Origin of the sequence: Shewanella putrefaciens (assembly GCF_016406325.1) — a bacterium.
In the GTDB taxonomy this organism is placed as follows: domain Bacteria; phylum Pseudomonadota; class Gammaproteobacteria; order Enterobacterales; family Shewanellaceae; genus Shewanella; species Shewanella putrefaciens.
Genome location: NZ_CP066370.1, coordinates 829,538 through 846,062 on the forward strand (window position 1 = coordinate 829,538; position 16,525 = coordinate 846,062).

Here is a 16,525-nt window from a genome sequence, read left to right on the forward strand (position 1 = left end):
CAATGGCACTTTGCTAAACTGAGGAATAGTGTGAAGGAAAGTAGTGTTAGGGAATGCAAGAACATTAATGTCAATCAGTAGCATCAGGCACATTTTCCTGATGCTACCCCTCTAGCACTCCGCTCACTTTATCTGACTAAGGGCAGGGTAATCTAAATTGATCGGACAGTTGGTTTAATCGTACTAATAACTCAGGCGATAGGGTGACTTTTAAACTGTCGATATTTTCTTTCAGTTGATACAAGTCGGTAGCGCCTATGATATTGGAGCCGACAAACTTACGTGAGTTAACAAAAGCTAACGCCATTTGGGCGGGTGTGAGTTTGAACTCGCGGGCCAAATCGACATAGGCCTTTGTGGCATCCAGTGCCATTTGTGAACCAGTATAGCGGGCGAAACGCTTAAACAAGGTCAGGCGCGCGCCTTCAGGCCATTGGTCGTTGCAATATTTTCCCGTCAAGGCGCCAAAGGCCAGCGGCGAATAGGCAAGTAGTGGCAATTCTTCACGGTGGCTGATTTCGCTCATGCCGACTTCAAAACTGCGATTAAGCAAGTTATAGGGATTTTGCACACTCACAATACGCGGCAAGCCGTGTTTTTCGGCGAGTTGCAGGTACTTCATTAAACCCCATGGCGTTTCGTTCGACACTCCTATGTAGCGTACTTTACCTTGGCGGATCACTTCGGCGAGCGCTTCTAAGGTTTCGAGGATCGGCGTTTGATGCTCATGATCTTGCTCGTCGTAAAACAGTTCACCAAAAAAGTTAGTATTACGGTCAGGCCAATGGAGTTGATAAAGGTCGATAGTGTCTATTTGGAGGCGTGCTAAAGAGGCGTCAACCGCTTGATGGATGTTGTTCCAGTCCAGCGCCATATTTTTGCGAATGTAATCACTTTTACCCCCCGGTGCGGCAATTTTAGTGGCGATCACGAGGTCGTCTCGGTTACCGCGGGCCTTGATATATTGCCCAAGGATACGCTCGGTTTCCCCTTGGGTTTCTGGCTTAGGTGGTACGGGATACATTTCTGCGGTGTCGATGAAATTAATGCCATTTCCTATGGCGTAGTCTAGCTGTGCAAACGCTTCGGCTTGGGTATTTTGTTCGCCCCAAGTCATAGTGCCTAAACAAATTTTACTGACTTCAAGATTAGAATGCGGTATGCGTCTGTATTCCATCTATTTCTCCTACGGAAACTCTCTTAGTTTGAGGCTACCAAGCTTTTGCTGTAAAGCAAAGGTTAAACCATAGGTTGAAATGTTAGTGCGCTAAAAATAGCCAACAAGCAGAGCCGTGTTTACCTAGGTTAATGCATACCATTGGTTGAAGTTTGTTCTTTGAGTGTCAGTTTTCGTCCTTTTGTCATTAAATTGTGCTGAAATCTCAATTTTTGCTTATTTATGATAATCTTAGCGATGACTAAAACAGCAATACTGTATTTATGTACGAGTTGTTATAAAACTACATTTCAGGGCTTGCATTGGGGCTGGATGTGAATCTGCGTCACGCAATCATGTAAATTTACGTATCTAACTTACGAATTTGCCGAGGAATGTGACGCCAATATCGGATTCTTTGTTAACAAACCTGTACCCTAAAGTATCTAAAAATTTTTTATGGTTGATATTTGTGATGGCAGATTTTTCAAACCAAATAATAACGATCAAAAAAGGCCTCGACTTGCCGATAGCGGGCGAGCCTAGGCAGATCATTGAATCCGGTAATAAGCCATCCCAAGTGGCCATACTGGGCGAGGAATATGTTGGCTTAAAACCGACTATGTTGGTTGAGGTCGGCGATAAGGTCAAAAAGGGCCAACCTTTGTTTGAAGATAAAAAAACAAAGGGAGTCTTATTTACCGCCCCCGCCAGTGGTGAAATTGTCGCGATTAATCGCGGGGATCGCCGAGTGCTGCAATCCGTAGTGATTGGTTGCGATGGATTAGATGTAAATGAGCAGATCCGTTTTGATATTCTCCCTGATGTGATCTCGTTATCGCGCCAAGTCGTTCAAGATCAACTCGTGAGCAGTGGTCTATGGACAGCGCTTCGCACCCGTCCTTTTTCAAGAGTGCCAGCCTTAGATAGCCAGCCAGCAGGTATATTTGTCACCGCAATAGATACTAATCCACTTGCCGCCGATCCCCGTTTGATTATTGCAGAACAGCTTGAAGCCTTTAAAACGGGCTTACAGGTGTTGACTCGCTTAACCGAAGGCAAGGTTTATCTATGTCAGGATAAGGGTGATGCCATTGCCTGTGATGTTTCACCCAATCTTGAAATTCGCCGTTTTACAGGTGTGCATCCAGCGGGGCTAGCGGGTACCCATATCCACTTCACTTTACCTGTGAGCTTAGAGCGTCAGGTATGGCATATCGGCTATCAGGATGTGATTGCCTACGGCAAGTTATTCCAAACCGGTGAGTTGTATACCGACCGCATCATCGCCTTAGGTGGCCCAAGCGTACTGAATCCACGTTTACTGCGGACTCAGCTTGGTGCTGAGTTAAGCGTGCTTGTAGCTGATGAGATTAAACCCGGTAATAACCGTGTGGTATCAGGCTCTGTGTTATCTGGCCATACTGCTGCGGGTGTACATGACTTTTTAGGCCGATTCCATAACCAAGTGTCAGTATTGGCAGAAGATGCACAGCATCAAGTGCTCCCTTGGGTTCGTGGTGGTTCGGATAAATTCTCTATCACTCGGGCTGTCACCTCTCGATTATTTGGTGCTTCTAAACGGTTTGAGTTTACGACCCATCAAGGTGGCTCACAGCGTGCGATGATGGCCTTTGGTCAATTAGATCGCGTGATGCCGCTGGATATTTTGCCTACTTTACTGGTTCGCGACTTAGTGGTGCGTGATACCGATGAGGCGCAGGCATTAGGTGCATTAGAGTTAGATGAAGAAGATTTGGCGTTATGTACCTTTGTATGTCCCGGCAAATATGACTTTGGTAAAGAATTGCGTGCCTGTCTAGATGTTATTGAGAGGGAAGGTTAATGACCAAGCAAGTTAAAAAACCTGATTTACAGGACGCCCCAGATTTACAACAAGAGTACTACGCAACGGGTAAGTCGATGAAAGGCTTTTTGCGCTCATTGGTTATTGCCAGTGGTCGCAGCACTAAGGGGCAAGTACATGTACGTGACGCAATTGACGTAAAACGTACTATGACCTTAGTCGGCCTTTGTTTACTACCTGCCATTTTATTTGGTTTATATAACGTGGGTTTACAGGCTCAGATTGCGCTCTCTACAGGATTAACCACACCTGATACTTGGAAGCTTATTATCTTTAATAGCCTTTCAGGAGGGTTAAGCGAGCAAACTGGGGTGGTGGGCTTATTTCTCTATGGCCTAAGTTTCTATTTACCCATCTATCTCACCGCATTGCTAACCAGTTTATTTTGGGAAGTAGTGTTTGCGCGGGTTCGTGGTCAAGAATTACACGAAGGCTTCTTCGTGACAGCGCTATTGTTTACCTTAATCTTACCTGTATCAACACCACTATGGCTGGTGGCCATGGGGATTTGCTTCGGTGTTGTTGTGGCTAAGGAGCTATTTGGTGGTATGGGATATAACTTCCTAAACCCTGCACTGGCGGGCCTTGCCTTTATTTACTTTGCCTATCCATCTGAAGTGTCTACCGTAAAACAGTTAGTGGCCGTTGATGGTTTTGCCGGCGCAACGGCGCTGGCACAAACCGCAGCGGGCAAACTGAGTTTTGCCGATTACTCTTGGTTTAGCGCCTTTAGCGATCCTAACTGGTGGAACAACTTTTTTGGTTTTACCGTGGGTGCCATTGGTGAAACCAGCGCCTTAGCGATTTTAATCGGCGGGGCATTCCTGCTGATCAGCCGTTTAGCCGATTGGCGTATTGTTGCTGGTGTAATGCTTGGCATGATAGCCACCGCAAGCCTGTGTAATTTGATTGGTTCTAACAGCAACCAAATGATGGCAATGCCATGGACTTGGCATCTTGTGACGGGTGGTTTTGCGTTGGCGATGATGTTTATGGCGACTGACCCCGTAACGACTTCTTACACTCGTCCAGGCAAATATATTTACGGTGCCTTGATTGGGTTTATGACTGTGCTTATCCGTGTCGCGAACCCCAAAATGGCAGAGGGCGTGATGTTAGCGATTCTGTTTGCCAACCTTTGGGCGCCGTTGTTCGATTATCTGGTGGCCCGCGCCAACATCAAACGGAGATTAAAACGTCATGGTATTTAAGAAAGATACAGTGGTGGGGACCATGATCTTCACCATTACGCTCTGCCTTTTGTGTTCCTTTATGATCACAGGTACCGCAGGCATATTGAAAGAGCGCAAATTAGCGAAAAAACGTGACGAAGTGCAGCGTTATGTGTTGATGGCTGCCGATGTTAACTTAGGCCAAGGTAATGAGTTTAGAGAGATTTTTGCTAAATCGGTTAAACCGTTATTGATCAATCTAGACACAGGTAAGGTGGATTCTGACGCTAACGTGCTTGATTTTGACGAGCGTATGGCCGCCATCAATCCTGAGACCTCAAGTACGCCGAAAAAAGATATCGCCAAGATTAAAACCCGTGCGAACGATGCCCGAGTATTTAAAGTGTTCGATGACAGCGGCAAATTATCCAGCGTAGTCGTGCCCTTCTACGGTAAAGGACTATGGTCGATGATCTACGGTTATGTGGCAGTTGAACCTGATTTCAACACCATTAAAGGGCTCGTCGTGTACGAGCACGGTGAAACGCCTGGTATTGGTGATTTTTTGACGGATCCTAGTTGGTCATCGCAGTGGAAGGGTAAGCAATTATTTGATGGAAAAGGCAAATTTTCGATACGCCTCGTTAAAGGTGGTGCCAAAGAAGGCGACATTCACGGTGTGGATGCGGTAAGTGGCGCAACCATGACTGGCCGAGGTGTGCAGCGTGCAATGGAGTTTTGGTTTGGTGTTGAGGGTTTCCAAACCTTCTTTAACCAGTTAAAGACGTCAGCGGTGCAAGGTGAGTTTGGGGGTGAAAAATGAGCAATACTTTATCCATGCGTGACATGTTAACGGGGCCAGTGTTTGCCAATAACCCTGTTGCTATGCAAGTGCTTGGCGTATGTTCAGCCTTAGCCGTCAGTAACTCAATGCAAACGGCCCTAGTGATGACACTGGCGGTGACCTTTGTATTGGTGTTCTCTAACCTGATTATTTCGACCATCCGTAGTTTTATTCCTAACAGTGTGCGCATTATCGCCCAGATGACGGTTATTGCTTCTTTAGTGATTATTGTTGATATGGTTTTGCAAGATATAGCCTATGAGTTATCTAAGCAACTATCTGTATTTGTTGGGTTAATCATTACTAACTGCATCATTATGGGCCGTGCAGAAGCCTTTGCGATGAAGTATCCACCGCACTTGGCGATTGTCGACGCTTTAGGTAATGCAATGGGTTATGGCTTGGTTTTATTAAGTGTCGCTTTTGTACGTGAACTCTTTGGCACGGGTAATTTATTTGGTCATAGCGTGTTTACCACCATCGAAAACGGCGGTTGGTATTTGCCGAACGAAATGTTTAAGTTACCACCGAGCGCCTTCTTCCTGATCGGTGCGCTGATCTGGACTATTAATGTGATCCAGCGGAAACGGGGTTAAGGAGCAGATATGGAACACTATATTAATCTATTTTTGCAGGCCGCTTTTATTGACAACATGGCGCTGTCGTTCTTTTTGGGCATGTGTACTTTCTTGGCAGTTTCTAAAAAGGTGTCTACTGCTTTTGGTTTAGGCGTTGCAGTGATTGTGGTGATGACCTTGGCCGTCCCGTTAAATCAACTTATTTATGTCAAAGTGCTAGCACCCGGCGCACTGTCTTGGGCGGGGCTCGCGACGATTGATTTAAGCTATCTGCAATTAATCACGTTTATCGGTGTGATCGCCGCTTTAGTGCAAATCTTAGAAATGTTTTTGGATAAGTACATTCCTAGCCTGTATGACTCGCTCGGGATCTTCTTGCCACTTCTCACCGTAAACTGTGCGATTTTTGCAGGGGTGATTTTTATGGCAAACCGTGATTACAACTTTACCGAGTCGGCCGTATTTGCCATGGGTTCAGGCCTTGGTTGGGCGTTGGCGATTGTGATGCTAGCAGGGCTGCGTGAAAGAATGAAATTTCATGCAATCCCTGAAGGGTTACAAGGCATTGGCATCACCTTTATTACGACAGGCTTGATGGCACTTGGGTTTATGTCTTTCTCAGGGATCTCGCTTTAAAGATACTGTAGGCGAGCCATTAGCTGAGAAAGTGAAACCACATTCTTTTTAGAAAAGAGCTAGAAAAGGGTTATACGATGGAAATGGCAATTGGCATAGGCATGTTCACGCTAGTGGTCTGTTTGTTGGTGATAGTGATCCTTATCGCCAAAAAGAAATTAGTCACAAGTGGTGAAGTGACAATCGGCATCAATGATGATGCCGAAAGAAGCATTAAAGTTGCAGCGGGCGACAAGCTACTGGGCGCCTTAGCGAGTCAAAGTATTTTTATTCCGTCAGCCTGTGGCGGCGGTGGAACCTGTGGTCAGTGCCGAGTGAAAATCAAATCCGGCGGTGGTGATATCTTACCGACTGAGATGGGGCACATTACCAAAAAAGAGGCTAAAGAAGGTTGTCGTCTTGCCTGCCAAGTCGCGGTGAAAACTGATATGGAGCTTGAGCTTGACGAGGAAATCTTTGGGGTGAAAAAGTGGCAGTGTGAAGTGATTTCTAACGATAACAAAGCCACATTTATCAAAGAATTGCTGCTTAAATTGCCCGAAGGTGAAGATGTTCACTTTAAAGCGGGAGGGTATATTCAGATTGAAGCGCCTGCCCATGTGGTGAAATACGCCGACTTTGATATTCCTGAAAAATACCGCGGTGATTGGGATAAATACGGTTTGTTTGACATCGTTTCTACCGTGAATGAGGATGTGTTGCGTGCCTACTCTATGGCCAACTATCCCGATGAAAAGGGCCGCATTATGTTGAACGTGCGGATTGCGACGCCACCATCGGCCAATGTACCAGCGGGTAAGATGTCGTCCTATATCTTTAATCTTAAAGCCGGCGATAAAGTGACGATTTCAGGCCCATTTGGTGAGTTCTTTGTGAAAGAAACCGATGCGGAAATGGTGTTTATCGGCGGCGGTGCGGGCATGGCGCCGATGCGCTCACATATTTTCGATCAACTTAAAAGCAAGAAAACCAAACGTAAAATGAGCTTCTGGTACGGTGCACGCTCAACGCGTGAAGTGTTTTACCAAGCAGATTTTGATGCTTTAGCGGCCGAGAATGACAACTTCGTTTGGCATGTGGCGTTATCAGAGCCATTGCCCGAGGATAATTGGACGGGTTATACCGGCTTTATCCATAATGTGATTTATGAGAATTATCTTAAAAATCATAAGGCACCAGAAGACTGCGAGTACTACATGTGTGGTCCTCCAATCATGAACTCTTCAGTGATTAAGATGCTTGAAAGCCTAGGCGTTGAGCCAGAAAATATTCTACTCGATGACTTTGGTGATTAGGTTGTAAGTGAGTAATAAAAAATCGCGTTAGGCCCAGCTTAACGCGATTTTTGTTTATAGGGCTTTTTATAATTTCGCAGTTTTTAGCTTTCGCATCTTGGTGCTATTTAGCACTTCACCTAGCTAAAGGATTTACCGCCGTGGCGGGTTAAATAGCTCACTATGCGCTCACTCTCAGCGGTATAGCATCCCATGCGAAACTCACCCTGCCAGTATGCAATATCGAGCGGATGATATCCCATCACATTCGGATGATTCACATCGGCCCCCGCATCCACCAATAATTTGAGCAGTTCAAAAGACTGTAGCTCACAGGCATGCAAGAGTGCCGTCATCGCATTTTCGTCCACGCCTTCAAGATCAGCACCATTGGCAATAATGCGCTTTACTGCAAGTGTATCCTTCGCCTTTACTGCATCGATAAGTTCAGTGCTCATAGTGATATTTAACCTGATCCTGTCTTAGTACATAAATGAGTCGCTTAAAAAGCAACGATAAGAGTCGTGATATTGTTGAGCCGCAAACGAAGGCCAAAACTTTTGGTAAGCAGATTATTGTTCTGACTCACTATTTTTCAAAGTCAAAGTCAAAGTCAAAGTCAAAGTCAAAGTCAAAGTCAAAGTCAAAGTCAAAGTCAAAGTCAAAGTCAAAGTCAAAGTCAAAGTCAAAGTCAAAGTCAAAGTCAAAGTCAAAGTCAAAGTCAAAGTCAAAGTCAAAGTCAAAGTCAAAGTCAAAGTCGTGGGGCTTCACCCCACACCCGACCAAAAGGGGAAAAGCGCCTGTTCCCCTTTTGGAAATCCCCCGGCGTCCCTGGCGAAGTTAGATGCATTGGTGAGTGGCTTCGTGCATATTCGAAAATCGCTAACGCTTCCGATGGGGCGTCCATTCCCTCCGAAAACTACGCAGACGTCCTGTCTGCGTCACGCGATTTTCTTCAACACCCTTCAGCAACTTCGTAGGGGAAGGTGAACTTCTGCTGTCTAGGTGTCGGCAGTTAATCCTGAAAGAGTTATGCTTATCCCATCTTTTGGTTTGATAAATTCTTTTTTATGTTACTGGGTACATCTATTCAAAAAACTAATCCATATGAAAAATCTTTCATCTGGAGCCTTAATCGTCTCATACTGTTCGTTATTGTTTACTTCTCTTGCAATGATAACTTTTCCTAAATTCTTGATAAGTTTAATGTTATATATGTCACTGAATTCATCACTATTTTTTTCATCTAATCCAGGAAACACAATATTATCAGGAAGGCGATAAAAGAAACGATCTGTTGCAGCAAGGAATAACTCGACAACATCTATGAAATCATTGACTTCAGTTTCAGTTGGTACGGCATAATTGTGCTCGACTTCGTTTCTTATTTTGTTTAACTTGTTTAATACTCGAGGGCTGACTATTCCGCATTTTTTGCAGTATTCAAGCTTAGCTGGAAACGCATTTTTGTTGGTGTGACTTTTGTAACCGTATGTATCGACTAAAAGATCAACTTGATAATGCAATGCTCTCTTTGCATTTAACAGCGCATTAATCAAAGAGCGATTGTCTAGAGTTCCCTCAAGATCCTTAATTGCAAAAATGAAGTAGTCACGAGGCTTTAGATCTCCATTAATATCAATACCTTGCCACTCTGGGTCATAATCGTACTTCACGAGATCAAGATACTTTTCTAATTCTTTCATATTACTCCTTTGTTAAAGTGTTAGGTTTCTCTACTAATAGGGATCGCGGTATATCATACGTCCTATTATTTTGGTTTATTACGTTAATTCTTCAAGCCCTATAATAGAATGCAAAATAATCCCAACAGCTTACCCTAATGCCCCTGTTAATTAAGGATACACATCGATTATATTGTAGTTCTTCTTTGATAGCTTTATAGATATATTACTTAGGGAAAATCTGACTGGTATAAGTTTAATTCCTTAATAATTTACCAATAACACCTGAGTTCAAGGGATGCACAATCCCCTCGGAGTTACCGCAGAGCGAATAGAGCTCTTGATTTAATAAAGAGTGCGTGAGTCTTGGCATATAATCCAACTCTCGGTTAAAGTCTAAGTTATTTCTGGCACTCTAAACCTTAAACATAACAACACTTAACACGACCTTGTGATAAGCTTGCCGCTTTCTAAAAGGCAGCATTATTTGTTAATTACGTTAAGGATAACCCATGCGTTTGAGTGTTATCAGTACCCTGTTGACTGGTTTTTTATTATTTCCAAGTGCCAATAGTTTTGGTCTGTTATTAGAAACAGGTGCTGAACAAGAGCAAACTGGGCAAGGCAGTAACTCTATTGCCGTTGAAAGCCAAACCGCATCTTCAGTATCGAAGGTGGCGGAGATTAAGACCTTAATCCAAGCCGCGATAAAGGATTCACCGCAGCCATTTAGTGGCAGTGTTATCCTACTTGAGCGGGGCAAGCCGCTGCTTGAATTGCAAAAGGGTGAGGGGATTAATCAAGATTCGCGCTTTGTGATGGCATCGCTCTCTAAGCAGATTACTGCAACCTTGATATTGCAGGCACTCGATGTGGGAAAACTCGACTTAAATCAAATGCTTAATCATTACTTTTTTGGTGATGCTGAAGGGGAGAATAAGGCGCTAAAAGGCACTGTGGCGGGGGCAAATCTAAGTGCGGATGCATTGAATACCAGTCGATATGATGAGCGGATTACGCTGCACCAACTGCTAACTCATACATCGGGTGTCGATAAACTGGGTAAGGCCAATCGATTCGAGCCGGGTAGCCAATTTGAATACTCCAACTTTGGTTATTCACTGCTTGGGCAAGTGCTTGAGAAGGTCAATCACCAATCCTTTGCCGAGCAAGTGGCGCAGTTTGCAACGCGATACCAGCTTAATGGCCTGAGTGCTGAGCTTGGCAGTATTGAGGCGATTCACGCCAAAGTGCCTTCATTCGCCGTAGGTTTACAGGAAAGCGAGGTGATTGCCCCCTCTGATTTAGTGCTTGATGAAGCTTTGTTGCCCGCAGGGGGATTAATTGCTTCAGCGCCAGCTTATGCCGCCTTTCAGCATCTATTACATTCTGGCAAGTTGATGAGTGCAAAGAGTTATCAACGGATGACAACGGCGTATACCGAGATCCAATTCTTATGGCCGAATATGCGCTATGGCTATGGGGTGAGGATCAATAAGGACGATGGTCTCGTCGAATACAGTCATACGGGCTATTTATCTGGCTATATGTCGATGACACTGCATTATCCTGAATTTAATTTGGATCTGGTGATGCTGGAAAATCTATCGCTAAATCTGAATGATCGCGCTCGAGTATTTGAACTGCATAATCAGATACGTCAAATCATTCGTAGCCAGTTACTGCTTATTAAAACATCACTTGCACAGTGATTTGAGTAAACTGACTACTGACATAAGTGCCCTTATGCTGATATTAAGCACGGTACTTAAAAGATGACTAAGATACAGTTTCTGCGGGAGATAGTGGCTACTATCTCCCGAGTTAAGGGAATAAATATAGTCTTTTACTACTTAATGTCGCCATATTTAATTGAATCACGACTATCTGTTTCATATATCATTTCATATTCATAGTTCAATGAGTCTAACAAACTAATTATATAATCTTCGGATTTAACTTTTTCGTATCCAGGAAAATCTTGGTGGAAAATGATACTTAATAACCAGCTGCATTCTGGTTTTGATGGTGCGAAAATATTTTCATCAAGATCTACATTGGGAAATAATTTAATGAATGTGCCTGTCTTTTTATTTAGATTCCAATGGTAATGTTTTATCCTGAATGGTAAAAAACTCTCAAGCATAGTAGGGTTCTTAGCTGTAGATGTTTTTCTATCTATCAATGCTAAAAATTCTTTGAGTTTATTATGAATTGTTTTTTCATCTTTACTTGTTGATTTTATGCCAAATAGTACTTGATGTTTCATATAGTTGTATCTCCTCATTGAATAGATTTTATCGGCTCTGGCGTCTTTTAAAGAGCCACTTTTCTTTAGTTAAGGGGAGGTTTGTTAGCTAACAGATTATTTAAACTCTATTTTAATGATTAACGTCCCTAACAAAGAGACGTTAATCTGTGACTTATAGTTACCAAAAGCGCTTTATTAGCGCCGTCTCGATCTCAATATAAGCCCTAAAGTACTGCAAAATCGTCCAAGCAGCATCGACTAATACTTCGGTTAGCGCGGGGTAATCATCCTCGATAATCCCGTTAATGTTTTCGGCGGTTTTATTGATATATTCCTAAATAGCGTCCTCAAATTCGGCCTTTGAAAGTGGTCGCGCTTTTCAATTAATTGAGCATTAAGGGAACAGACCATCCTTGGCCTGCTAGATGGCATTATTCTGGCTGTAATGGTAATAACATCGGCATTTCGCAGGCGTCGTGGCCAGTGTCACCTAGTGGTGCTGATAAATGGCTAAAGCCTAATTTTTCGTAGAGTTTTACCGCTTCTTTTAAGCTGGCGGTGGTTTCTAAATAGCAGCTTTGATAACCCGTTTCGCGGGCAAAATCGAGCGCCATAAGCGCCATACGCTTAGCTAAGCCTTTTCCGCGAATTTCGGGCATAAAGTACATTTTTTGCAGTTCACAAATGCTGGCATTATTGGCTAATGGGGCAATGCCAACACCACCTACAACGCGGCCATTTTGCTCTACCACCCAATAATTGGCGCCCGTTTGTGAGTAGATCTCACTTAAACAATCTAAGGTGGGATCAGCCACGCTATACCCTTTATCTGCGGTTAAGCCGTATTCTGCCGAAACATTGCGGATCACGTGTGCAATCGCTGCATCATCTTGTGCCGTGGCTTGGCGGATAAGGCAATCACTTTGCTGTTTGGCGTGACATATCGCTTGATTATATAGCATAAGGGCTTGTTCTATTTGTTGGGTTTGTGCCGGAGTTAGTTGGGCTAAGATCTCTTGAAATAATTGATTTTGCTGAGTATCAAGTTTAAAGAGTAACTTTTTCCCCGCGGGTGTGAGTTGTACTACTAAGCAACGGTTATCACGTGGATGAATTTGGCTCTGGGCAAGATTTTTATCAACTAAGTGTTTAATTGCTCGACTCGCATTGGATTTATCTATGCTGAGTTTGCTGGCGAGATCCTTAATCGTTTGCGGTTGGTTGCCTATTTCAAGTAAGGCATGGGCTTGGACAGGGGAGAGGGGCAAGTCACCACAGGCCGCATTGAGCATGCCTAAATGTCGCACCATATAACGAGATAAATGCCTAAGCTGGCTGGATGAGCCGCAAGGTGCTAGTCGCGATTGCGTGGATTCGTGTTGTAGATTCGCCATAGTAAAACCACAGTTTGAGTCATAGGAGTGACATAAAGTCAGACTATGTCAGTGCATTTTGGTTGTAAGTCACAACCAATTTAGTGAGGCTTACCGTTTATTGCAATATATCAATAAGAATTTTATACATAGATGGCGGGGTTTAAGAACTGTGCCATTGCAAGAATAATGGCCTGCGTATAATTGCTTTCACGGGTAGCATGACCGTGGGTGAGTAAACCTATGGCGCCACCTTTTTGCTTGATATTGACTGTATTAAACAACCTATCCATCACCACGCCGAGTTCTTCACCGGCTTCTAATGCTCGATAAACCTGCATTGGCAGAGGCAGAATGGCACTGCGACCAATGGCAAGCTGATCTTGATGACCAATGACAATATAGGCGAATGTGGCTGGGCCAAACTCAAAGCAATCGACGCCGCCTTCCATTGCAAAATAGTAATCTACTTCAGTCTGTTGTATCTGGCTTTGTTGTTGACAATAGCGTACACGATTAATGGCACCTTGGCGGGTTTCAAGATCCGTCATGGGCTGATCTGCAACACCAGAAGGGGCATCCATACCTTGCGCATCAATTTGAGCATCGGGAAAGAGCGTTGCCATGGCTTTCGCAGCCGCATTGATTTTTACAGGATTTTTCGAACCTATTTTTATCTTGATAATATTTTGTTGCATATAAGTTGCTTGTTTGGGTTTTTGATGTGGACGCTCGTTTGGATCATTGCTTAAATGGATAAAGGTGTTTAAGCCTCGGGTTTTCTATTTTGCCATATTCGCCAGAGAAGCTCAGTAAAAAATGCGGGTGAATGGGGGGCGAAATAGCCGAGTTTAGATATCAGGACGCGACATATGATTATTGCGCCTTCAGCACGTAGACTGAAATATGCAGTAATGCTATGTCCTTGAAGGAATCAACATTAAGAGATAATAATAATGAAATTCAACAAACTCGCCATTGCTATGGGTATAGCCTGCGGCATTATGCTCACAGGTTGTAACGACAACGAAGATAGTACTGCACCAGTACCAGAAAGCCAGCTTCAAACCTTCGCCCCTAACGGTCTACTTAAAGCCAATATTCGCCGTACGACCTACGGCGTGCCACATATCCAAGCTGATAACTTAGAAAGCCTTGGTTTTGGTAGTGGTTATGCGCAGGCACAGGATAATCTGTGCGTATTAGCCGATGGTTTTATCAAGGCTAACTCGCAGCGTTCTATGTACTTTGGCCCACATGCGTCACTTGATTTTTCGACGGGCTTACCCACGTCAGAAGATAACGGCAACTTAATCTCTGACTTTGCCTATAAAGCGCTAAAAATAAGGGAGCAAGCCGAGGCTAAGTGGCCTAATTTTAGTGAAAACTCGCGGGCGTTGATCCAAGGTTTTACCGCGGGCTATAACCAGTATCTTGTTGATGTTGACGCGGGTAAGCAGACGGCAGAACCTTTTTGTAACGGTCAACCTTGGGTGAAACCCATAGTGCCAGAAGATGTGGTGACGTATCTATTTTCAATTGCTTTATTACCCGGCGCAGCTAACTTTCTTGATTTGATTTTCTACGCCAATCCGGGGGATGCAGAGGAATATATGCCACGTATTGTTGGGCCAGCACCAAGCCAAGACCAAATGGCCTTTGTTGCTGATATGCAGTCTAGGTTACTTGCCCGCGTTGCACGTATTACAACGCCAGAGACGAATCCCCGCGATTTAGGTTCAAACGGGTGGGGTTTAGGTAAAGACAAAACCGAAAATGGTAAAGGTATGGTACTGGGGAATCCGCATTTCCCGCATACGGGTAATCTACGTTTTTGGCAATCACATATCACTATCCCCGGGCATATCGATATGATGGGCGGTTCGTTAGTCGGTATGCCAGGCCCGATTAATATCGGGTTTAACAAAGATTTAGCTTGGACCCATACCTTCTCTACCGCTGAACATTTTGTGATGTATAACCTTGAGTTAGTCTCGGGTGATCGCATGCAGTATTTGTTTGATGGTAAACCTATGCCCATCAACAAAGAGACAGTATCGATTCTCGTTAATGCAGGTCCTGCAGGCATGCTAGTGGCTGAGAAGGATATTTATACCACAGCAAAAGGCCCCATGGTTGAAGCGCCGCCCGCATTAGCCCCTTTTGGCTGGAATGATGGCAGTGCCTTTATGATCCAAGATGCCAATATGGGCACAATGGATCCCGTTGATCATTGGCTTGCGATGAACCGTGCGACGAATAAGCAAGAATTCCAACAGGCCTTTAAAGATTACGATGGGGTCATTTTCAACAACACTATGTACGCCGATAAAGAAGGAAATGCCTTCTATATTGATGACTCAACAGTCCCGGGATTATCTGAATCGGCCGTAGTGTTACTTAAAACCTCGCCCGATATTAAAGCGGCCAAGGCGCAGGCCGGATTTACGATTTTACCCGGCAATACTTCGCTGTTTAGTTTTGATGGTCCAACGCCCTATGAGCGTGCACCAAAGCTCGAGCGCAGCGACTTTGTGCAAAACTCCAATGACTCATTTTGGTCAACTAACCTGAATGAGCCATTGACTTACTTTTCACCTATGTATGGCGCAGAGGCTGGACAGTTGTCGTTACGCACTCGTATGGGTCTTCGTTTAATGCAGGACGCTGCGGGGGCTGGCGGTAAGTTTAGCTTGGAAGAGCTTGAGGCGGCGGTGTTGTCTAATCGCAGTTATTTAGCTGAGTTAGTGCTGCCAGACTTAATTGCGCAATGTGATGCTCAAGGCAGTACGCCAGTTGTGGTATCAGCAAGTCTATCTAAAGATATTACGTCTGCTTGCGCGGCATTAAAGGCGTGGAACGGTAAGCAAGATAACGACAGTAAAGGTGGTGCTTTGCTGCGTGAGTTTGCCCATTTATTTAATCAAACAACGATGCTGACGAAGGGATTTGATCCCGCTAATGCAGCGACCACGCCAAACACTTTAGCGACCGACGGCAGTGCTTTAGTTGCATTAGCTCGCGCATCACTTAACTTAGAGGCGGCAGGTTTTACGCTCGATGCACAACTAGGTGATGTTCAGTTTGTTGAAAAATCGCTACCCGATGGCACGCCTAGTGGAGCGCGCTTACCTTGGCCGGGCAGCCATAATGCCGAAGGTGGCTTTAACGTGTTTTCGACCAGTCTGTCTGGCGATGATACTTTGATCCCGCAGCATAAATACGCGCCAGTGATGGATGTGGTGACAGGCAAAGCCTTAGGTTCAGGGTTAACGGCGAAGGGATATCAAATTCGTTATGGTTCGAGTTGGATGATGGCGGTGAGTTTCACTGATGAAGGTCCGGTTGCGCGTGGAATACTCACTTACTCTGAGTCTAGCAATATTTTAACGCCTGAATTTGCTGATCAAAGTGTGTTGTACTCAAGTACAAAAAGTTTCCGTCCTTTGTTATTTAAAGAGGCTGATATCGCGCCTGCTGTAGTATCGACCATGGAATTAACACTGCAAAAACCAAACTGACTGATGTAGTCGTTGCTCAAATGGCTCACCCAATGGCTCACATAATAGGTGAGCCATTTTTATCCCGCGAGCAACGCTATTTTGAAGCATCAACGCATGCAATAAGTTGTTAAAAATTAACAAACAGGAATGTGATCCTGCTCAGCTTATGCTTGTCATTTGCTGATG

The 16,525-nt window shown here is 44.3% G+C and carries 15 protein-coding genes; 8 read left to right on the forward strand and 7 right to left on the reverse strand.

Annotation, left to right across the window (positions count from 1 at the left end; genetic code table 11):
- Positions 1-136 precede the first annotated feature (136 nt).
- Entirely contained in the window at positions 137-1,177 is a 1,041-nt protein-coding gene (locus JEZ96_RS03815) for an NADP(H)-dependent aldo-keto reductase (protein ID WP_011790584.1), read from the reverse strand.
- 454 nt (positions 1,178-1,631) lie between these two features.
- Between JEZ96_RS03815 and JEZ96_RS03820 the strand changes: the two genes are divergently transcribed.
- The 6 genes from JEZ96_RS03820 (at position 1,632) to nqrF (ending at position 7,548) form a co-directional block, all read left to right on the forward strand.
- Entirely contained in the window at positions 1,632-3,002 is a 1,371-nt protein-coding gene (locus JEZ96_RS03820) for a Na(+)-translocating NADH-quinone reductase subunit A (RefSeq protein ID WP_011790583.1), read from the forward strand.
- Positions 3,002-4,234: an NADH:ubiquinone reductase (Na(+)-transporting) subunit B gene (locus JEZ96_RS03825; RefSeq protein WP_061782829.1), complete on the forward strand. Its 1,233-nt coding sequence runs from the start codon at positions 3,002-3,004 to the stop codon at positions 4,232-4,234. The genes JEZ96_RS03820 and JEZ96_RS03825 overlap by 1 nt, the downstream gene beginning before the upstream one ends.
- Positions 4,224-5,018, forward strand: coding sequence for a Na(+)-translocating NADH-quinone reductase subunit C (locus tag JEZ96_RS03830; RefSeq protein ID WP_025007837.1), 795 nt, complete (start codon positions 4,224-4,226; stop codon positions 5,016-5,018). Before JEZ96_RS03825 ends, JEZ96_RS03830 begins: the two co-directional genes overlap by 11 nt.
- Positions 5,015-5,635, forward strand: coding sequence for an NADH:ubiquinone reductase (Na(+)-transporting) subunit D (locus JEZ96_RS03835; protein WP_011790580.1), 621 nt, complete (start codon positions 5,015-5,017; stop codon positions 5,633-5,635). The genes JEZ96_RS03830 and JEZ96_RS03835 overlap by 4 nt, the downstream gene beginning before the upstream one ends.
- Positions 5,636-5,644: 9 nt before the next feature.
- Positions 5,645-6,253, forward strand: a complete 609-nt coding sequence (gene nqrE, locus JEZ96_RS03840) for an NADH:ubiquinone reductase (Na(+)-transporting) subunit E (RefSeq protein ID WP_011790579.1) — start codon at positions 5,645-5,647, stop codon at positions 6,251-6,253.
- Positions 6,254-6,330: 77 nt separating this feature from the next.
- Positions 6,331-7,548, forward strand: coding sequence for an NADH:ubiquinone reductase (Na(+)-transporting) subunit F (gene nqrF / locus JEZ96_RS03845; RefSeq protein ID WP_014609952.1), 1,218 nt, complete (start codon positions 6,331-6,333; stop codon positions 7,546-7,548).
- Positions 7,549-7,667: 119 nt separating this feature from the next.
- Here nqrF and JEZ96_RS03850 read toward each other — a convergent pair whose 3' ends face one another.
- From JEZ96_RS03850 to JEZ96_RS03860, 3 genes are all read right to left on the reverse strand, one after another.
- The gene (locus JEZ96_RS03850) at positions 7,668-7,985 is read right to left on the reverse strand and encodes an ankyrin repeat domain-containing protein (protein WP_115018049.1); all 318 of its coding nucleotides are present in this window, start codon (positions 7,983-7,985) and stop codon (positions 7,668-7,670) included.
- Between the two features lie 130 nt (positions 7,986-8,115).
- Positions 8,116-8,298, reverse strand: coding sequence for a hypothetical protein (locus JEZ96_RS03855; RefSeq protein ID WP_198779851.1), 183 nt, complete (start codon positions 8,296-8,298; stop codon positions 8,116-8,118).
- Positions 8,299-8,600: 302 nt separating this feature from the next.
- A complete protein-coding gene (locus JEZ96_RS03860; protein ID WP_025008421.1) occupies positions 8,601-9,233 on the reverse strand; it encodes a hypothetical protein in 633 nt (210 codons plus the stop codon).
- 491 nt (positions 9,234-9,724) lie between these two features.
- Here JEZ96_RS03860 and JEZ96_RS03865 point away from each other — a divergent pair, with 491 nt between their 5' ends.
- Positions 9,725-10,924 (forward strand): serine hydrolase domain-containing protein, encoded by a 1,200-nt coding sequence (locus JEZ96_RS03865; RefSeq protein WP_025008422.1) that lies wholly within the window; start codon positions 9,725-9,727, stop codon positions 10,922-10,924.
- A gap of 137 nt (positions 10,925-11,061) precedes the next feature.
- On the opposite strand, the gene JEZ96_RS03870 is transcribed toward JEZ96_RS03865, so the two are convergent.
- The 3 genes from JEZ96_RS03870 to yjjX form a co-directional block, all read right to left on the reverse strand.
- The gene (locus JEZ96_RS03870; protein WP_025008423.1) at positions 11,062-11,481 is read right to left on the reverse strand and encodes a hypothetical protein; all 420 of its coding nucleotides are present in this window, start codon (positions 11,479-11,481) and stop codon (positions 11,062-11,064) included.
- Between the two features lie 413 nt (positions 11,482-11,894).
- Positions 11,895-12,857, reverse strand: a complete 963-nt coding sequence (locus tag JEZ96_RS03875) for a bifunctional helix-turn-helix transcriptional regulator/GNAT family N-acetyltransferase (RefSeq protein WP_082785923.1) — start codon at positions 12,855-12,857, stop codon at positions 11,895-11,897.
- Positions 12,858-12,979: 122 nt separating this feature from the next.
- Positions 12,980-13,534 carry an inosine/xanthosine triphosphatase gene (gene yjjX / locus JEZ96_RS03880; protein WP_011790575.1) on the reverse strand — a complete coding sequence of 185 codons (555 nt, stop codon included), beginning with the start codon at positions 13,532-13,534 and terminating at the stop codon, positions 12,980-12,982.
- A gap of 258 nt (positions 13,535-13,792) precedes the next feature.
- On the opposite strand from yjjX, the gene JEZ96_RS03885 reads away from it, so the two are divergent.
- Positions 13,793-16,357 carry an acylase gene (locus JEZ96_RS03885; protein ID WP_198779852.1) on the forward strand — a complete coding sequence of 855 codons (2,565 nt, stop codon included), beginning with the start codon at positions 13,793-13,795 and terminating at the stop codon, positions 16,355-16,357.
- Positions 16,358-16,525 lie beyond the last annotated feature (168 nt).

What these genes read in the sequence shown, in the direction of transcription:
- JEZ96_RS03820 (WP_011790583.1), top strand. Translation starts at nt 1,632, where the DNA reads ATGGCAGATTTTTCAAACCAAATAATAACGATCAAAAAAGGCCTCGAC.
- JEZ96_RS03860 (WP_025008421.1), bottom strand. Translation starts at nt 9,233, where the DNA reads ATGAAAGAATTAGAAAAGTATCTTGATCTCGTGAAGTACGATTATGAC.
- JEZ96_RS03815 (WP_011790584.1), bottom strand. Translation starts at nt 1,177, where the DNA reads ATGGAATACAGACGCATACCGCATTCTAATCTTGAAGTCAGTAAAATT.
- JEZ96_RS03830 (WP_025007837.1), top strand. Translation starts at nt 4,224, where the DNA reads ATGGTATTTAAGAAAGATACAGTGGTGGGGACCATGATCTTCACCATT.
- nqrE (WP_011790579.1), top strand. Translation starts at nt 5,645, where the DNA reads ATGGAACACTATATTAATCTATTTTTGCAGGCCGCTTTTATTGACAAC.
- JEZ96_RS03875 (WP_082785923.1), bottom strand. Translation starts at nt 12,857, where the DNA reads ATGGCGAATCTACAACACGAATCCACGCAATCGCGACTAGCACCTTGC.
- nqrF (WP_014609952.1), top strand. Translation starts at nt 6,331, where the DNA reads ATGGAAATGGCAATTGGCATAGGCATGTTCACGCTAGTGGTCTGTTTG.
- JEZ96_RS03870 (WP_025008423.1), bottom strand. Translation starts at nt 11,481, where the DNA reads ATGAAACATCAAGTACTATTTGGCATAAAATCAACAAGTAAAGATGAA.
- yjjX (WP_011790575.1), bottom strand. Translation starts at nt 13,534, where the DNA reads ATGCAACAAAATATTATCAAGATAAAAATAGGTTCGAAAAATCCTGTA.
- JEZ96_RS03850 (WP_115018049.1), bottom strand. Translation starts at nt 7,985, where the DNA reads ATGAGCACTGAACTTATCGATGCAGTAAAGGCGAAGGATACACTTGCA.
- JEZ96_RS03885 (WP_198779852.1), top strand. Translation starts at nt 13,793, where the DNA reads ATGAAATTCAACAAACTCGCCATTGCTATGGGTATAGCCTGCGGCATT.
- JEZ96_RS03825 (WP_061782829.1), top strand. Translation starts at nt 3,002, where the DNA reads ATGACCAAGCAAGTTAAAAAACCTGATTTACAGGACGCCCCAGATTTA.
- JEZ96_RS03835 (WP_011790580.1), top strand. Translation starts at nt 5,015, where the DNA reads ATGAGCAATACTTTATCCATGCGTGACATGTTAACGGGGCCAGTGTTT.
- JEZ96_RS03865 (WP_025008422.1), top strand. Translation starts at nt 9,725, where the DNA reads ATGCGTTTGAGTGTTATCAGTACCCTGTTGACTGGTTTTTTATTATTT.